At 70.0% G+C, this 15,269-nt stretch carries 15 protein-coding genes; 4 read left to right on the forward strand and 11 right to left on the reverse strand.

The annotated features are described in order from the left end of the window. Positions 1 to 182: 182 nt before the first annotated feature. The 6 genes from INTCA_RS15275 to INTCA_RS15300 all read right to left on the reverse strand — a co-directional run bounded on the left by INTCA_RS15275 (position 183) and on the right by INTCA_RS15300 (position 6,174). Positions 183 to 1,340: a sensor histidine kinase gene (locus tag INTCA_RS15275; protein ID WP_052338034.1), complete on the reverse strand. Its 1,158-nt coding sequence runs from the start codon at positions 1,338 to 1,340 to the stop codon at positions 183 to 185. Between the two features lie 50 nt (positions 1,341 to 1,390). Then, complete coding sequence (locus INTCA_RS15280) at positions 1,391 to 2,137, reverse strand: response regulator transcription factor (protein WP_013493826.1); 747 nt, start codon at positions 2,135 to 2,137, stop codon at positions 1,391 to 1,393. A 2-nt stretch (positions 2,138 to 2,139) separates the two neighbouring features. Further along, on the reverse strand, positions 2,140 to 2,928 hold the full coding sequence (locus INTCA_RS20145) for a hypothetical protein (RefSeq protein WP_013493827.1): 789 nt from the start codon (positions 2,926 to 2,928) through the stop codon (positions 2,140 to 2,142). Then, positions 2,925 to 3,191, reverse strand: coding sequence for an SHOCT domain-containing protein (locus INTCA_RS15290; RefSeq protein ID WP_013493828.1), 267 nt, complete (start codon positions 3,189 to 3,191; stop codon positions 2,925 to 2,927). Before INTCA_RS15290 ends, INTCA_RS20145 begins: the two co-directional genes overlap by 4 nt. A gap of 358 nt (positions 3,192 to 3,549) precedes the next feature. Next, positions 3,550 to 5,178 (reverse strand): PucR family transcriptional regulator, encoded by a 1,629-nt coding sequence (locus tag INTCA_RS15295; protein WP_013493829.1) that lies wholly within the window; start codon positions 5,176 to 5,178, stop codon positions 3,550 to 3,552. Positions 5,179 to 5,217: 39 nt separating this feature from the next. Next, positions 5,218 to 6,174 (reverse strand): PaaI family thioesterase, encoded by a 957-nt coding sequence (locus INTCA_RS15300; RefSeq protein ID WP_041307815.1) that lies wholly within the window; start codon positions 6,172 to 6,174, stop codon positions 5,218 to 5,220. A gap of 145 nt (positions 6,175 to 6,319) precedes the next feature. On the opposite strand from INTCA_RS15300, the gene INTCA_RS15305 reads away from it, so the two are divergent. Next, positions 6,320 to 7,033: a haloacid dehalogenase type II gene (locus INTCA_RS15305; RefSeq protein WP_013493831.1), complete on the forward strand. Its 714-nt coding sequence runs from the start codon at positions 6,320 to 6,322 to the stop codon at positions 7,031 to 7,033. Further along, complete coding sequence (locus INTCA_RS15310; protein ID WP_013493832.1) at positions 7,030 to 7,713, forward strand: HAD family hydrolase; 684 nt, start codon at positions 7,030 to 7,032, stop codon at positions 7,711 to 7,713. Before INTCA_RS15305 ends, INTCA_RS15310 begins: the two co-directional genes overlap by 4 nt. 32 nt (positions 7,714 to 7,745) lie before the next feature. On the opposite strand, the gene INTCA_RS15315 is transcribed toward INTCA_RS15310, so the two are convergent. Then, positions 7,746 to 8,921 carry a CaiB/BaiF CoA transferase family protein gene (locus INTCA_RS15315; protein WP_013493833.1) on the reverse strand — a complete coding sequence of 392 codons (1,176 nt, stop codon included), beginning with the start codon at positions 8,919 to 8,921 and terminating at the stop codon, positions 7,746 to 7,748. A gap of 293 nt (positions 8,922 to 9,214) precedes the next feature. Here INTCA_RS15315 and INTCA_RS15320 point away from each other — a divergent pair, with 293 nt between their 5' ends. After that, positions 9,215 to 10,708, forward strand: a complete 1,494-nt coding sequence (locus tag INTCA_RS15320; protein WP_013493834.1) for a carboxyl transferase domain-containing protein — start codon at positions 9,215 to 9,217, stop codon at positions 10,706 to 10,708. Positions 10,709 to 10,970: 262 nt separating this feature from the next. Further along, a complete protein-coding gene (locus INTCA_RS15325; RefSeq protein ID WP_013493835.1) occupies positions 10,971 to 11,771 on the forward strand; it encodes a class I SAM-dependent methyltransferase in 801 nt (266 codons plus the stop codon). Between the two features lie 57 nt (positions 11,772 to 11,828). Here the strand turns inward: INTCA_RS15325 and INTCA_RS15330 are convergent, their stop codons facing one another. Genes INTCA_RS15330 through INTCA_RS15345 form a run of 4 tightly spaced genes read right to left on the reverse strand, consistent with a single transcriptional unit; the run spans position 11,829 to position 15,265 of the window. Continuing rightward, positions 11,829 to 12,533, reverse strand: coding sequence for an ABC transporter ATP-binding protein (locus INTCA_RS15330; protein ID WP_013493836.1), 705 nt, complete (start codon positions 12,531 to 12,533; stop codon positions 11,829 to 11,831). Then, on the reverse strand, positions 12,526 to 13,287 hold the full coding sequence (locus INTCA_RS15335; RefSeq protein ID WP_013493837.1) for an ABC transporter ATP-binding protein: 762 nt from the start codon (positions 13,285 to 13,287) through the stop codon (positions 12,526 to 12,528). Before INTCA_RS15335 ends, INTCA_RS15330 begins: the two co-directional genes overlap by 8 nt. Beyond that, positions 13,284 to 14,393, reverse strand: coding sequence for a branched-chain amino acid ABC transporter permease (locus tag INTCA_RS15340; RefSeq protein ID WP_013493838.1), 1,110 nt, complete (start codon positions 14,391 to 14,393; stop codon positions 13,284 to 13,286). Before INTCA_RS15340 ends, INTCA_RS15335 begins: the two co-directional genes overlap by 4 nt. Beyond that, positions 14,390 to 15,265: a branched-chain amino acid ABC transporter permease gene (locus tag INTCA_RS15345; RefSeq protein ID WP_013493839.1), complete on the reverse strand. Its 876-nt coding sequence runs from the start codon at positions 15,263 to 15,265 to the stop codon at positions 14,390 to 14,392. The genes INTCA_RS15340 and INTCA_RS15345 overlap by 4 nt, the downstream gene beginning before the upstream one ends. Between the last annotated feature and the right edge of the window lie 4 nt (positions 15,266 to 15,269).

Here is a 15,269-nt window from a genome sequence, read left to right on the forward strand (position 1 = left end):
TCAACTATGGCAAATGTCGTGACTGTCAACTGCCGATGATTGCAGACACACCGCCAGCCTGCGGCGGACCCCGACAAGACGAAGACGGGCCGCCGATGAGCCACCGACGTCGGCCGGTCTTCGCACGTCAGCCCGCGACCCTTCGCCGACCGCAAGGACTCGAACGGAAGTCGGTTCGTTCTTCACGTCGTGGGCGGTGTCTGCTCCCCGGACGGACGCGCCGCTGTGGGCAAGGTGATCGTGAACGTGGCCCCACGGCCGAGCCCCTCGCTCATGGCGGTCAGGGTGCCGCCATGGGCTTCCACGAGCGCGCGGGCGATGGTCAGCCCCAGGCCGCTACCGGACGAGTCGGCCGACTCACGGTGAAAACGGTGGAAGAGCTGCTCGGCATGGTGAGGGTCGAAACCGCGGCCCGTGTCGGTCACCTCGATGTCGGTGGAGCCCCGGTGGGGGTCGGCACGCATCGTCACGGCGACATGGCCGCCGGGTGGGGTGTGTCGCAGCGCATTGTCCAGGAGGTTCCCAAGGGCTTCGCGGAGCCGGTCGGCATCGACGCGCGCTGTCGGACCGGTCCTTGGCGATGGCAGATCGGCCTGGAGCGCCACGCCGCGGACGGCATACCTTTCCCTCTCTGCCGCTACGGCACGCTCGACTACGGGGGCGATCTCTCGCGCGGTGCTGGTGAGCACGATGCGGCGCTCCTCGGCCCGGCTGACCTTCTCCAGGTCCGCCACGAGCCGCTGAAGGTGCGCCGCCTGGTCGGTCAGGACGCCGAGCGTCTCGTCGTCGGGGGCCAGAATGCCGTCCTGAAGCGCTTGTGCGGTCGCCTGCAGGGACGCGATGGGGGTGCGCAGCTCGTGGGCGAGGTCCGCGGTCAGGCGGCGGCGGTGGTCGTCCGTGACCTGAAGGCGGTGGGCGAGCCGGTTCGAGGAGCCGGCCAGCGTGGCGAGCTCCGGCCCCAGACCCGGGTCGTCGACGTGTACGTCATGGTGGCCGTCGGCCAGCCGCTCCAGAGCCGACGCGGTCTGCTGGACCGGCGCGGCCACCCGGCGGGCGACGAGCCAGCTGATGGCGGCGGCGACCAGGGCCGCCACGAGGACACCGATGGCGAGGGCCAGTAGCAGGGCCTGGTCGAAGGCGTAGTCGATGTGCTGGCGAACGTCCGGATCGATCTGCGGTAGCTGGGCGCCTTGCAGGTGCACGTGGAACAGGGCCGGCCCGAAGAGCAACCCGGCGGTCAGAACGGTCACCGCTCCCGCTACGACGATGAGCAGGTTGTTGAGGAACAGCCGCGACGCCAGCCGCAGTCGCGACAGACGCCCGGCCCTGCGGGGGCGCACCTCAGGTACCGATGGGGGATAGGGGTGGCCGCGCCTCCGCGCAGCGTCCTTCATCCTTCCCCCATGCGGTAACCGATACCCCGGATCGTCCGAATGTACTTCGCCTCCCGCGCGTCGTCTCCCAGCTTGCGACGCAGGCGCCCGATGTGCACGTCGACCAGGTGCTCGTCCCCCGCCCACGCGCCGCCACCCCAGATTCGCTCGAGCAGCAGCGATCGAGAGAACGCGACCCGGGGCCTTTCACTCAATGTGTCGAGCAGGTCGAACTCGGTCCTCGTCAGCTCAACCGGCTGCCCGCCGAGGCTGACCTCACGGGCCAGGACGTCGATGACGAGGGCGCCGAACACCCGCGCTGCCTCCTCCCCCGACCCCCTGGCCGCAGCACCAGGACGGTCGGCAGCCGACTGCCGCGGACGGCGCAGGACGGTCTGGACCCGGGCCATCAACTCGCGGGGAGAAAACGGCTTGGTGATGTAGTCGTCGGCGCCGACGGCAAGCCCGATCAGCATGTCAACCTCGTCGGCGCGGGCGGTCAACATCACGACGTAGGCGTCCGTGAACGTTCGGAGCGTGCGGCAGACCTCAATCCCATCCATGCCCGGCAGTCCGACGTCCAGGACGATGACGTCGGGATCGGTCCGCCGGGCGAGGTCCAGAGCCGTCGGGCCGTCGGGAGCACTGTCAACCTCGAAGCCGCCCGCCTGCAGGTAGCCCACGACGACCCGGACGAGACTTGGCTCGTCATCGACGACGAGGGCGCGTGGCGACGTGGTGGCTGCCCGCGAGGAGTTCGGCATGCTCAGGCGTCCTCCATGGCGATAAAGGCTCCGTGCCACGTGTGATACCAGACCGCACCGGTCGTCGCGTTCACCGAGAGCATGCCGACCATCGTGCCCCCTGCCGCCGTGTCGATGGTGAAGTAGCCGGGATAGGCGGTGATCGACTTGACGCTCTCGCTGGAGCGGTTGGAGCTCAGCCAGGCGGCGGCCGCCTCACGGGCCTGCTGCTCGGTGAGCGCGCCCGTCCTCGTACCGGTGTTCCACATCATCGCGGGCCCGTACTCAGTCTGGACGGCGCCGGAGGCGGGGTCGACCAGCACCTCCGTCGTCGGGTCACCGTCAGCGCCCTTCAGCTCGACGTAGAAGCCGTTGGTGAACTGCATGACCTCCCCCGCCTCCAGTTCTTTCGGTGCGCCGGCCTGCGCCGCGCGGGCCCGAGCCTGCGCGATGGAATCGACGCGTCGGCCGTCTCCGGCCAGCCAGACGTGGCCGCCCATCATGCCGCCCATATCACTTCCCGTTCCCGATCCGTACGGGCCTCCCATCATGCCGCCGTACCCGCCCCATCCCAGGTGTGCGTCCGGGCCGCCCATCATGCCGCCGTACTGACCGAAGCCCGTAAACGGCACACCTCGTGCGTCCCCGGGGGCCGCCCACGGTGAGCCGGACTGCCACGGGGCGGGTCCCAGCATGCCGACAGCGGCCATGGCGGCGGAGGCGACGAGCAGCACCAAGGCGAGCCCGAGCGCCACAACCGGCCGGCGGTCCCGCCGCCCGCCCGGGGGCTCCACGCCGTCATTCAGCGTCATGCCCGGTCCTGCCGCCGACCGCGGGATTCCGCCAGCACCTCTCGCTGCGCCCGATAGGTCTCGGCGTCGATCTCGCCGCGAGCGAAGCGGCGATCCAGGATCTCCTCAGGCGTCTCGGTGACGCTCGTGCCGCCCGTTGGGTGCTGGCGTGACGGAAGGAGTCGGACCACCGCCCAGATGATCACGCCGAGGAGCACGAGCCAGAACAGGCCCATGAAGAACCATCCCGCAAAACCCATCCCGGATCCGTACCAACCCATCATCTCAATTACCTCTCTTCGTTCGCGACGGCCGCTGCTGGCCCTCGCCTCACCCACCACCTTGCCGCTCCCCTGTGTCGTCTTCCCTGCGAGAACCTCAAGTTCTTGTGACGATCCCCGGCGGTCCTCGCAGTGACGTGGTGGGGGGCGGCCGGAACCCCCTCGCGAAGCGGCCGCGCGTCTGCGACGCACGCTGCGGGTGGGCAACTGCGGTCGATCCCAGCAGCTCGCCCGAGCAAGACCGAGACCAGAGCCATTGCGCGTCTCAAGCCGGCAGCGCACGGCTCAGATCAAGGGAGGCCCCTTTGGACATTGCCGACGGTGACCAGAGTCAGACGCAGCTTCCCGAGATTCCCCCGCCTCAGAGAAGGATGCGCAGCTCGAGCGCGACGACGAGCCGTTGAACGGGATCGTCCAGATCGAGGCCAGCGATCTGGCTGAGGCGGCGCAGTCGGTGCCGCAACGAGTTCGGATGCAGCGCCAGCGCCTTGGCCGCGGCGCGCACGTCCCCGAAGGCATCGAGGTAGGCCGTGAGCGTCGGCACGTAAGCGGTGCCGCGGTCGGCGTCATGGGTGAGCAAGACGCTGATTGGGCGTGATGGCCGGCGAGCGCCGGCCTCGTCCAGAAGATCCCGGACCTCGACCAGCGCGATGTCTGCCCAGACGTCGTCCACCCCGGCAACGAGCGGCGTTCCTGACAGGTCCGGTTCGCCACCACCTTCCGGGTCGGCAGCTGACAGGACTCGAAGCACCTGGTCGACCTCCGCCCGTGAGAGCGCCACGTCGCCGAGCGATGTGACCGTGCGGCCGACGGCCCCCCGGACAGGGACGCCGGACACGGCGGCGCGGGCCACGACGTGCCGGGTCAGCAACCGCAGCCGGTCGCTCGACGGTGGATGCGGCAGCAGGGCATAGACGGTCGAGCCGATCCGGCACGTGACGGCCCTCGGGTGCTGGGTCTCCGTGAGCGCGCCGACCAGGCGAGCAGAACGCTCACGGCGAATCTCTGCTTCGGTCCCAGGACCGGCGGCAGGATGGAGCGCAAGGCCGATCACGGCATACGACGAGGTCAGCGGCAGGTCGAGCTCGCGACGATGCACGTCGAGCGGTCCACGCCCGGCGAGAAGCGCCTGCAACGCACTGCTTCGGGCTCTGCGGGTGAGATCCCGCTCGAGCCGGTGGCGCACCAGGTGAGGGGCGGCGAGCCGCGCCGCCTGCTCGAGCACGGCCTCCGTCTGCGGGCCCAAGCGAGCGGTGGTCTCGGCGACCGAGATCTCCCCAACCACCTCGTCGCCCGCCCTCACCGCCACGCGCAGCCGCGTGCGCAGGTCTGCATACCCCTCGATCCGCATGACACGGGCACCCGGCCGGCGATCGTAGACACCGTCCCGCTCGAACCGGTCCACCCAGTCATCAGGGGTGCGCCGCCCGAGAATGGTGCCCTTGCGGACCTCGTCGAGCGCGTCGACGTGGCCGTCCAGGCTCGAGTAGGCGAGCACCTGGTGATGGACGTCGTAGAGCACCACCGAACCGACCACGAGGTCCGCGATGGTGTTCGCCAGCGAGAACAGGTCGGACGGCTGTTCGTCGTCCGAGGCGGAGCCGGCGGCTGCGCTGAACACGAGGCCACGCCCGAATGAGATCAGCTGCTCCCACGCCAGGTCGGGGTCGACCAGAATCACGGCCGCACGCGATCCCCCCGGGAGCCGCGGGACCCCACCCGCCCGGCGGAAGGCCACACCGGCGGCGCCCGCCAGCTCGGCGGCGTCGATGAGCGAGATCGCGTCATTCCCGTCCGGAGCGACGCCGACGGCGAGGACCAGGTCGCCCTCCTCAAGGGCTTGCGGCGAGAGGGGGTCGTGGATCACGACATCGGTGACGACCCTGTCGAGCGGCTGGTCGCTGTCAAGCGGGCGAGCCATGACCTCGCCGAGTGCGTCGAGAAGCTGCCTCATGGTGAGCGCGCCGGCGCGGGCCGCCTGCCTGCTCATGACCTCAGTCTCTCGCGATTCATGACCCGCACCGACACATCACCGGCCGACCTTGAGGGCCACCAACGCGGTGGCCAACAGGTCGCCTTGGCCCGCTCGGAGGCCCGCCACATCGACCGCCACGACCCCAGAGGAGCGGCCGCGGCGGCGGACGGATGCAGACCCGGACAGCTCCGGGCCCGTGACGGGCCGCAGGAACTGCAGGGTCACGGTGTGGAGGTCGGTGGGCTGAGCGCCGAGCGCCGCCTGCGCTGTGCGCGCCACCAAGGCGATCAGTGCCCCGCCGTGCAGGTAGCCCGCACGGTTGGCGAGTGCGGGGCCCACCCGGGCCTCCACCAGCGTCTCCTCCGTCTCGTGCGGGAACGCCGAGAAGCCCAGCAGCGCGTCGTCCACCGCGTCGACGCCGCCGCTGGCTCGGCCTCCGTCGTACAGCACCGCCTCGAGGCAGGCGCGTTCCTCCGGTGACAGGTCACCCGGCGCGAGGGATGGCGGCCCGGGCTGGTCGATGGGCCCAGTGGGGCTCAGGGCGGTGTCCCACGGCATCGACCGGACAGACCTGGCCGCCGCGGGCCGAAGTGCGAAGGTGCCTGACGCCAGGCCGACACGCCCATCAGAGTCCGACAGGTCACACGAGGCAGTCGCCGTGGCAGATCCCGTCGCCGTGGGCAGCGCGAAGCCCTGCGCCACGACCTCCCCGCGCGGTTCCCGGACGAGGGTCAGGGTGAGGTCGACGGTCGGCATCAGGAGGCCGGTTCCCAGGGCGCTGCGCAGCGCCGATCCGAGGGCCAGATCCGCCAGCGTGCCCACGGCCATCGTCGACGGCCGGGGCTGGCCAGGGGCCGGCAGCACGGCGAGCTCAGAACGACCTGCGGCGGTGGCCCCGCCGCGAACCCCCACGAAGTGCGCGTAGAAGAACCCCCCGCTCTCCCGAGTGTTCCCGATGGCGTCAATCGCTCGCTGCCTCGGTGTCCTCTGTGGCCCTCGGACGTCACTCACCCCCACATCGTGTCACTCCGGCGCCGCCCAGGCGTCGTCGTCTTGCACGACGAACGTGGTCTTCTGTCAGCCGATTGGACGATGCCCCTGCGATCTGCAATGACTACCGTGGGAGACCTCCCAAGAGCAGACGAGGACGAGCCCGATGACCCATCCGTTCGACAGCGTGACCACCGTGATGTTCGACTTCTACGGCACCGTCGTGGACATGCAGTCGGGGCTCACCGACGTCATGACGCCCTACCTCGAAGGGAAGGGCTACACGGCGAACCCACCGTCGCGGCTGGTGACGTGGTGGCGGCGCACCCACTTCGAGAACTCGATGATCGACGCTCTGCTGCACCGCGAGCACACGCCGTACCGCCACATCGGCGAGCAGGCCGTCGGCTACACCCTCGAGCGGGCGGGAATCGACCACACGCCGCAGGAGGTCGCCGAGCTCGTCTCAGCCATCGAGCGGCTCGAGCCCTTCCAGGACGTCGTCGCCGCCCTGGAGGCCATGCGGGCCAACGGCCTGCGCCTCGTCATCCTGTCGAACGGCGACCCGGACATGCTGGAGCGGGGCGTCGCCCACTCGGGCACGAAGGATCTCTTCGACCGAGTTGTCTCAGTGGCCGCCGCAGGTACGTTCAAGCCCCACGTGGCGACCTACACCACAGCGGCAGAGCTCGTCGGCGTCCCCCTGTCGGAGATCTGCTTCGTGGCGAACCACGCGTTCGACTGCATCGGCGCCAAGGCCGCGGGGATGCGCAGCGCCTTCGTCGACCGTCGGCGTCGCCCGTTCGGCAACGACACCTACCCTCCGGACGCCACGGTCACGGACTTCGCCGAGCTGGCAGCACTGCTGACGACGAGGTGAACATCACGATCGACGTCTTCAGCGCGCTCGTCGACTCGCGGGCCGGAGCCTCGCGCGAGCTGCAGGACATCGCCGCCGCGGAGGGGTGGCCGCTCGCCGGTGACGAGCTGTACACCGCCTGGGACCGGCGTCACAAGCAGCTGCAGGCGCAGTGTCGGCAGTGGGTACCCTTCACCGAGCTGGGGCGGCGCGCCATGACCGAGATCCTCAGCGAGGCGCAGCTCGAGGCGGACGTCGATGGCGCCATGAGGCGGCTCTGGGCCTCCGTCGGGGACTGGCCCCTGTGGCCGGACGTCGAGGGCGGCGTCAGCGAGCTCGCAGCGAGTCATGAGGTGGGCGTGCTGAGCAACGTCGACGACGACCTGCTGGCGCGGACCCGCGTTGCGCGCCTCCCGCTGGCACCGGCCCTCCTCCTGACCTCCGAGCGGCTCCATGCCTACAAGCCGGCGCCGGCCCTGTATCGCGCAGCGCGAGCCGCGGCAGGCGAGCCATATCTGCACGTGGCATCGTCTGCGCGAGACGTACGCGGGTCGCTCGAGGCAGGCCTCTCCGTGGCTCGGCTGCAGCGGCCCGGGCATCACCTCGACCCAGACGGCCCGACGCCGACGCTGGAGGTCGCGAGCCTCCCAGCGCTCGCCGAGCATCTTGCTGAAGGGAAGCCAGTGGGCGGTCGGCGCTGATCAGGGTTTCGCGGCGGTGGGTGACCCAGAGGTCAGCTCGGCGGCTCGATGCCGTACTCGCGCAGGACCTGCGCCGTGTGCTCGCCGAGGCGGGGCGGCAACCGGTCGAGCCGGAAATCTGCCGAGGACAGGTGAAGGGGCGACCCGAGCATCCGCAGCGTACCCGCGTCGGGGTGCGGTGCCTCCACGACCATCCCGGTTGCCAGCGTGTGCGGGTCACGCAGGGCCTGCGCGTAGTCCTGCAGGGGTCCGGCCGGAACGCCGGCAGCCACCAGCTCGTCGACCCATTCGGTCGTGGGCCGCCGTTCGAGCTCTGCCTCGAGCAGGGCACTCAAGTCGCCGCGGTGAGCGAGGCGGTCCGCGTTCGTCGCGAAACGAGGGTCGTCGGCGAGCTCGGGCCGTCCGACGATGTCACACAGTCGCCTCCAGAAGCGGGCGTTCGTCGCGGCGACGACGACGTAGCCATCACTGGTGCGCAGCGCCTGGTAGGGCGCAGCCATCCGGTGCGCCGAGCCGAGCGGCCCGGGCTGCTCACCCGTCGCCCACAGCTCGGCCGTCTCCCACACGGCCAGGGAGAGGGCCGACTCGTAGAGGGAGGTGGCCACCTTCTGCCCGACCCCGGTCGCGTCTCGCTCGTGCAGGGCAGCGAGGACCCCGATGGTGAGGTACAGCCCTGACGCGAGGTCCGCGACGGGCGGACCGTTCTTCACCGGCCGGCCGCCCTGCTCCCCCGTGACGCTCATCAACCCGGTCATGGCCTGCACCACCAGGTCTAGTCCCGCACGGTTCGCGTAGGGTCCCTGGGCACCGAAGCCGGTGACGCTCCCGTAGACGAGCCCGGGGTTGATCGCCGACAGCTGCTCGTAGCCGGCGCCCAGCCGCTCTGCGACACCTGGACGGAAGTTCTCGACCACGATGTCCGCTTCGGCCACCAGCCCGTGCAGCGCGGCCCGCCCGGTGGCGGTGGACAGGTCGAGCTCGACGCTGCGCTTGTTGCGGTTGACCGCGAGGAACGCCGCGCTGTCGTCACCGATCCGCGTGCCGAGGGATGTGCGGGACTGGTCACCCTGCGGCGGCTCGACCTTGATGACGTCCGCCCCGAGGTCCGCGAGGATCATGGTGCACAGCGGGCCGGCGAGGACCTGGCTCAGATCGACGACGACGACACCCGTGAGAGGCCGCCGGCTGGCCGCCTCGGCGCTGCTCATCGGACGAGCCGCGCGCGGCTCGCACGGTCGGACCCGCTGGTCGACGGGGCATGGTTCAACGGCACGGTGCACTCCCTCTGGCCCACTCGGCCCGGTTGGCGTACCCCTGCATTATCTGGAGCCGAGCAGAGCGCGACAAGCGTCAACGCGGGTGGGGCCGTGGCGACGCCTGTCCATGGCAGGTGCGGGGCTGGTGGTCGACACCAGGCGGTATCCATTGACACGGACGACGATTCTCGATTGGCTAGGCCACTGAGCCAACACGCTCTCACACCGCCCGCAGGAGGTGCCCCATGAGCTCAACCCGGATGAGTGCGTTGGAGCTGCTCGACGTCGCGCTGGACGACGGGTCGTTCGTCCGTTGGGACGCGCCACCCCACCGGGTGCCGACCGACCCGGCCTACGAGGCGGAGCTGGAAGGGGCACGCCAGCGGAGCGGACTGGACGAGGCCGTCGTCACCGGCGAGGGCCGGATCCACGGCCGGAGGGTCGCGGTGCTCGCGTGCGAGTTCTCGTTCCTCGCTGGGTCCATCGGCGTTGCCGCGGCCGAGCGGCTCGTGGACGCCGTCGAGCGGGCGACGAGCGAGGGCCTGCCACTGTTGGCAGCTCCCGTGTCGGGCGGCACCCGCATGCAGGAGGGCACCATCGCCTTTCTCCAGATGGTGAAGATCTCAGCGGCCATCGCAGCCCACAAGGCCGCCGGTCTGCCCTATCTGGTCTACCTGCGCAACCCCACGACTGGCGGGGTCCTTGCGTCCTGGGGCTCGCTCGGGCACGTCACCGTCGCCGAGCCGGGCGCGCTCGTCGGCTTCCTCGGCCCCCGCGTGTTCGAGGCGCTCTACGGCCAGCAGTTCCCGCCGGGCGTGCAGGTCGCCGAGAACCTCATGGCGCACGGCCTCGTCGATGCCGTCCTTCCCGTCGAGGATCTCGCCACCCTCGCGGACCGGGCCCTCAACGTCCTGCTCGCACCGCGAGAAGGGCTGCCGATGGCACCCGAGATCCCGCCCGAGGAGCTGCCCGATGTCCCCGCATGGGACTCGATCATCCGCTCCCGCCGCGAGGACCGCCCGGGCGTGCGCAGGTTCCTGCGCTACGCCGCCACCGACGTCGTCCCGCTCAGCGGCACGGGGGAAGGCGAGCTCGACCCCGGGCTCCTCCTCGTGCTGGCCCGCTTCGGTGGAGCGCCCTGCGTGGTGCTCGGTCAGGACCGGCGCGGGCAGACCGCCGACCGACCCATGGGTCCAGCGGCGTTGCGTGAGGCGCGTCGCGGGATGCGTCTCGCCAGGGAGCTGCGGTTGCCTCTCGTCACCGTCATCGACACTCCCGGTGCCGCATTGTCGAAAGAAGCCGAGGAGGGCGGCATGGCCGGTGAGATCGCCCGCAGCCTGACCGAGCTGGTCACCCTCCAAGCACCGACGGTCGCGCTGTTGCTCGGGCAGGGCACTGGTGGTGGAGCGCTCGCCCTCCTCCCTGCCGACCGCGTGCTCGCCGCCGAGCACGCGTGGCTCTCACCCCTTCCGCCGGAAGGTGCGAGCGCCATCCTGTACCACGACACTGAGCACGCCCCCGAGATGGCTGAGAAGCAGGGCGTGCGCTCGCGCGACCTGCTTGCTGCCGGAATCGTGGACCGGGTCATCGGCGAGCGACCCGACGCCGCGGACGAGCCGGAGGACTTCTGTCGCAGGGTGGGACTGGTGCTCGAGTCGGAGCTGACGCGCCTGCTCCACGCCGACCCGGCGACCCGCTCCGCCGCCCGTCTCGCACGCTACCGCCGCCTCGGGACCTGACACGGACGACCCCAGGTGCCGACCGAGGCGCGTTGACGTGCGTGCGAGTCGGCACCCCTCGGCCTGCGGGGTCAGCCAGCTGGCACTGGTCGTCCTGCCACAGGCCCGGGGCCCGCTGAACAGGTCTGCGTGGCCCACCCGGCCCGTGCGCGGTGCCTCCGTGAGCGGCTCCGTGTCGTATGCCGCTGAGCTGAGTTGTCGAGCACGCCAACGTTCAGGGCAGGTCGCGTCAAGGCGCGTCCGGGCTGAGTAGCGTGGGGGTATGGCGAAGACCCATGGCGACCGCATTCGCGAGGCGTTCACTCGCCAGGCCGGGACGTTCGAGGACGAGCGGCTCAACGTCGCGTTCACGTCCGGGTTGCCCTGGCTGTTGTCGCATGTCGAGCCCCGTCCTGACGACGTCGTCCTCGACGTCGCGGCCGGCACCGGCATCGTCAGCAGAGCGCTGGCACCCGATGCCGCGCGGGTCGTCGCCGTGGACAGCACCGAGGCGATGATCGAGCAGGGCCGTAGCCGCGTGGTGGCGGAGGGCCACCTGAACCTGGGTTTCGTGCGCGGCGCAGCCGAGGACCTGCCGTTCAGCAACCAGGAGTTCTCGCTGGTCGTCACCCGGTTCTCGCTGCATCACTTCGCCGACCCCCCACGGGCCCTGCGCGAGATGGTTCGCGTGCTGCGCCGGGCCGGCCGGCTGGTGGTCATGGATCTGGTCGCCTCCACCGACCCGACCATCGCGGCGCGGCAGGACCACGTGGAGCGGCTGAGGGATGCGTCCCACGTCCGCATGCCGCCGCGCGGCGCGGTGCGCGACTGGCTCCAGGAGTGCGGTCTGGAGGTCGCCCAGGTGGCGGAGCGGCAGATCGACCGCCCGGTGAAGGGCTGGTTGCAGCAGTCGAAGACCGACGAGCACGCGGCCGCGCAGGTTCGCGCAGCACTGGAGGCGGATGTGGCCGGCGGCGAGAACACCGGCTTGCGGCCGCACGCGGTCGACGGCGAGCTGTGGTTCCACCAGACCTGGGAGCTCACTGTCGCGCGCGGTCGGGCTCGTGATGAGGCCCGGACGTGATCCCGGGATATGGCGCCCGTGATCCACAGCGTCCAGGCTGCCTCACTCCTTGATGCGTCAGATGCCGAGGTACGCGGCGCGGATCCCCTCGTTGGCGAGCAGCTCCTTGGCGGGGCCCTGCAGGGTGATGGAGCCGGTCTCGACGACGTACCCGCGGTCGGCGACCTCGAGGGCCTTCTTGAGGTTCTGCTCGACGAGCAGGATCGTCAGGCCCTCACCGGACAACCGGCGGATGACCTCGAAGACCTGGGTCACCACAACGGGGGCGAGGCCGAGACTCGGCTCGTCGAACATCAGCAGGCGTGGCCGGCTCATCAGGGCCCGGGCGATCGCGACCATCTGCTGTTCGCCCCCCGACATGGTCCCGGCGAGCTGTTTAGTGCGCTCGGCGAGCCTGGGGAAGAGGTCGAAGACGTACGCCAGCGTCTCGTCGCGGTGCTTGCGCGCGGACTTGGCGTAGCCGCCGAGCTCGAGGTTCTCGAGCACGGTCAAGGAGGGCCAGAGCTCGCGGCCCTCCGGGACGAGGTTCATGCCGAGCTCGGCCCGCGTGTGGCCGGGTTGGCCGGTGATCGGCTCCCCCTCGAAGATGATCTCGCCGCGCGCCACGGGCAGCAGCCCGGAGATGGCCCGCAGAGTGGTCGTCTTGCCGGCGCCGTTGGAGCCGACCAGCGTGACCACCTCGCCCTCCTTGACTTCCAGTGCGATGCCGCTCAGGGCGCGGGCGTCGCCGTAGTAGACGTCCAGGTCGCGGACCTCAAGCATCGTGGGCCTCCGGGGTCTCGGGGTCTTCGTCGTCACGGCCGAGGTAGGCCTCGATGACGTTGGGGTCGCGCACGACGTCCTCGGGCAGGCCCTCTGCGATCTGGCGACCGTGGTCGAGGACCATGACGCGATCCGAGAGGCCCATCACGGCGTGCATGACGTGCTCGATCATGATGATCGAGGTGCCCCGGTCGCGGATCTTCCGGATGAGGTCGACGAAGCGCTGGCCCTCCACCGGGTTCAGGCCCGCGACGACCTCGTCGAGCAGCAGCACCCGCGGGTTGGTCGCGAGCGCTCGAGCCACCTCCAGCCGCTTGCGCCCTCCGAGGGTCAGCTCGCCGGGGAGCGCGTCGACCCGGTCACCGAGACCGATGAACTCGAGAAGCCTCAGTGCGTGCTCGTGCGGAGTGCCGTGGCCCGGACCGGGGCGGCCGTAGTGGTGGCCGACGAGGACATTCTCGAGGACCGACAGCTTGGCGAACGGACGCACGAGCTGGTGCGTGCGGCAGATGCCCTGGTGCACCGAGCGGTGAGCGACCTTGCCACTGACCTCCTTGCCTTCGAGGAGGACACGTCCCTTCGTGGCCGGCGTCGAGCCGGCGGCGACGGAGAAGAGGGTCGTCTTGCCGGCGCCGTTGGGTCCGATCAGGCCGAGGATCTCGCCCTCGTTCAGGGTGAAGCTGACGTCGTCCACCGCCTTCAGACCGCCGAAGTACTTGCAGACCGACTCTCCGACCAGGATTGGGGTCGTCACTCGCGCTCTCCTTCATCGCTGTGGCCGCCCGACGCCGCGGGGATGGCGGTGGTCTCGGTGGGCGCCGGAAGCGCTCCAGCATCGTCGGCGCTGGCCGACGAACGGATGCCCCCGGCCGCCACGCCCGCGGGAGGCCGCCAGCCCAGGCGACGGGCGATCCGCATGATGAGCCCGCTCAGGCCCAGCGGCTCGAAGAGAATCACGATGATCAGCAGCAGGCCATAGAGGCCCAGGTAGAGCTGCGGGTAGCTGGCGAGCAGGAACTCCTGGATGACCACGAAGACGATGGCGCCGAGCGCTGGGCCCAGGATCGTGCCGATCCCACCGATGACGCCGATGAGGACGAACGAGATGGAGCGGTCGAAGCTGAACATGTCGAGCGGGTCGATGAAGGACTGGTACGAGGCGTAGAAGCCCCCGCAGACGCCGATGACGGTGCCGGACAGGAAGAGCACGAAGTCCTGGTAGAAGGTGGGGTTGACCCCGACGTCACCGGCGGCCTCGACGTCCTCCTTGATGGCCAGCAGGCCCAAGCCGATCCGGGACTTGCGCAACCAGTACGACAGGACGACCACCCCGGCGAGGAGGTAGAGGCCGTACCAGTAGAGCTGGTACTTGGTCGGACCGCTGCCGATCGGCAGGGAGAGGCCGGACGACCCGCCGGTGAAGCTCGTCCAGTACGTCGCGATGAGCCGGGTCGCCTCCCCGACGCCGATGGTGGCGATGCTGAAGTACGGCCCACGCAGCCGAAGCGTCGGGTGACCCCACAGCAGCGCGTACAGCCCGCCGACCATGCCGCCGACGAGCCAGGTCAGCCAGAAGGGCAGACCGAAGGTGATGCCGAGCCGGACGGCGACGAAACCACCGGTGCCGAACATCGCGGCGTGGCCGAAGCTGATCTGGCCGACATACCCGCCGAGCCAGTTCCAGGCCAGGCCGGCCGCCATGAACATGAACGTCAGACCGATGACGTTGTGCAGGTAGGCGCTGATGGGAATCACCAGCGGTGCGAGGTAGAGCACCACGAGCGCGATCACGAAACCCACCACCGCACGCCGCGACAGCCAGGGGACTGGGCGGACGCGGCGCGGCGTGGCGGCGGTCATCGCAGCACCTTCGAGCCGAAGAGACCCGCTGGGCGAACCACCAGGACGACGACGAGCAGCACGAAGCCGACCGCGGCGGTGAGGTACGACGGGACGATGTAGATGGCGAATACCTCCGCGAAAGCGAGGATGAGGGCGCCGAGGCCGATGCCCACGACGCTGCCGAGACCCCCGAGGACGATGATGACGAAGCTCTTGAGCAGCTCGCCCGACCCGAACGACGGGTTGAAGGCGAACAGCGTCGAGGCGAGCACTCCGGCAAGTCCCGCGAGCGCAGTCCCCACGCCGAACGTCAGGGCGTACACGCGCTCCACGTCGATGCCCGCGAGGGTGCTGCTGCCGGGGTTCTCGGCGACTGCCCGGACCGCCTTGCCCGTGTAGGTGCGGGACAGCCACAGCTGAAGCAGGGCGACTGCGACGAGCGAGATGAGGAACACCACGACGCGGTTCACCGAGAACTGGCTCCCGAGGATGCTCACGGAGGCCGTCGAGTAGGACGTCCGCACCGCCTGGTCGTCACCGCTGAACAGGAGGTACGCGATGTTGCGGATGACGAGCCAGACACCGAAGAGCAGGAGCAGGGACTGGACGCCTCCGGCCGCACCTCGCGGCAGGAAGCGAACCAGGCCCTTGTAGACCCCCACACCCACGAAGAAGAAGGCGATCATCACGAGCGGTGCCGCGACGTAGGGGTCGATGTTGAAGTGCGTGAACAGCAGCCACGACACGTAGGCCGAGGCCATGATCATCCCACCGTGAGCGAGATTGACGACCCGAAGGACGCCGTAGATCAACCCGAGTCCATAAGCCATCGAGGCATAGAACCCGGCGAGGAGCACGGCGGACACGGTGAGTGCAATGACCCCGGCCATACCC

The sequence above is a fragment of the Intrasporangium calvum DSM 43043 genome (assembly GCF_000184685.1).
Lineage (GTDB): Bacteria > Actinomycetota > Actinomycetes > Actinomycetales > Dermatophilaceae > Intrasporangium > Intrasporangium calvum.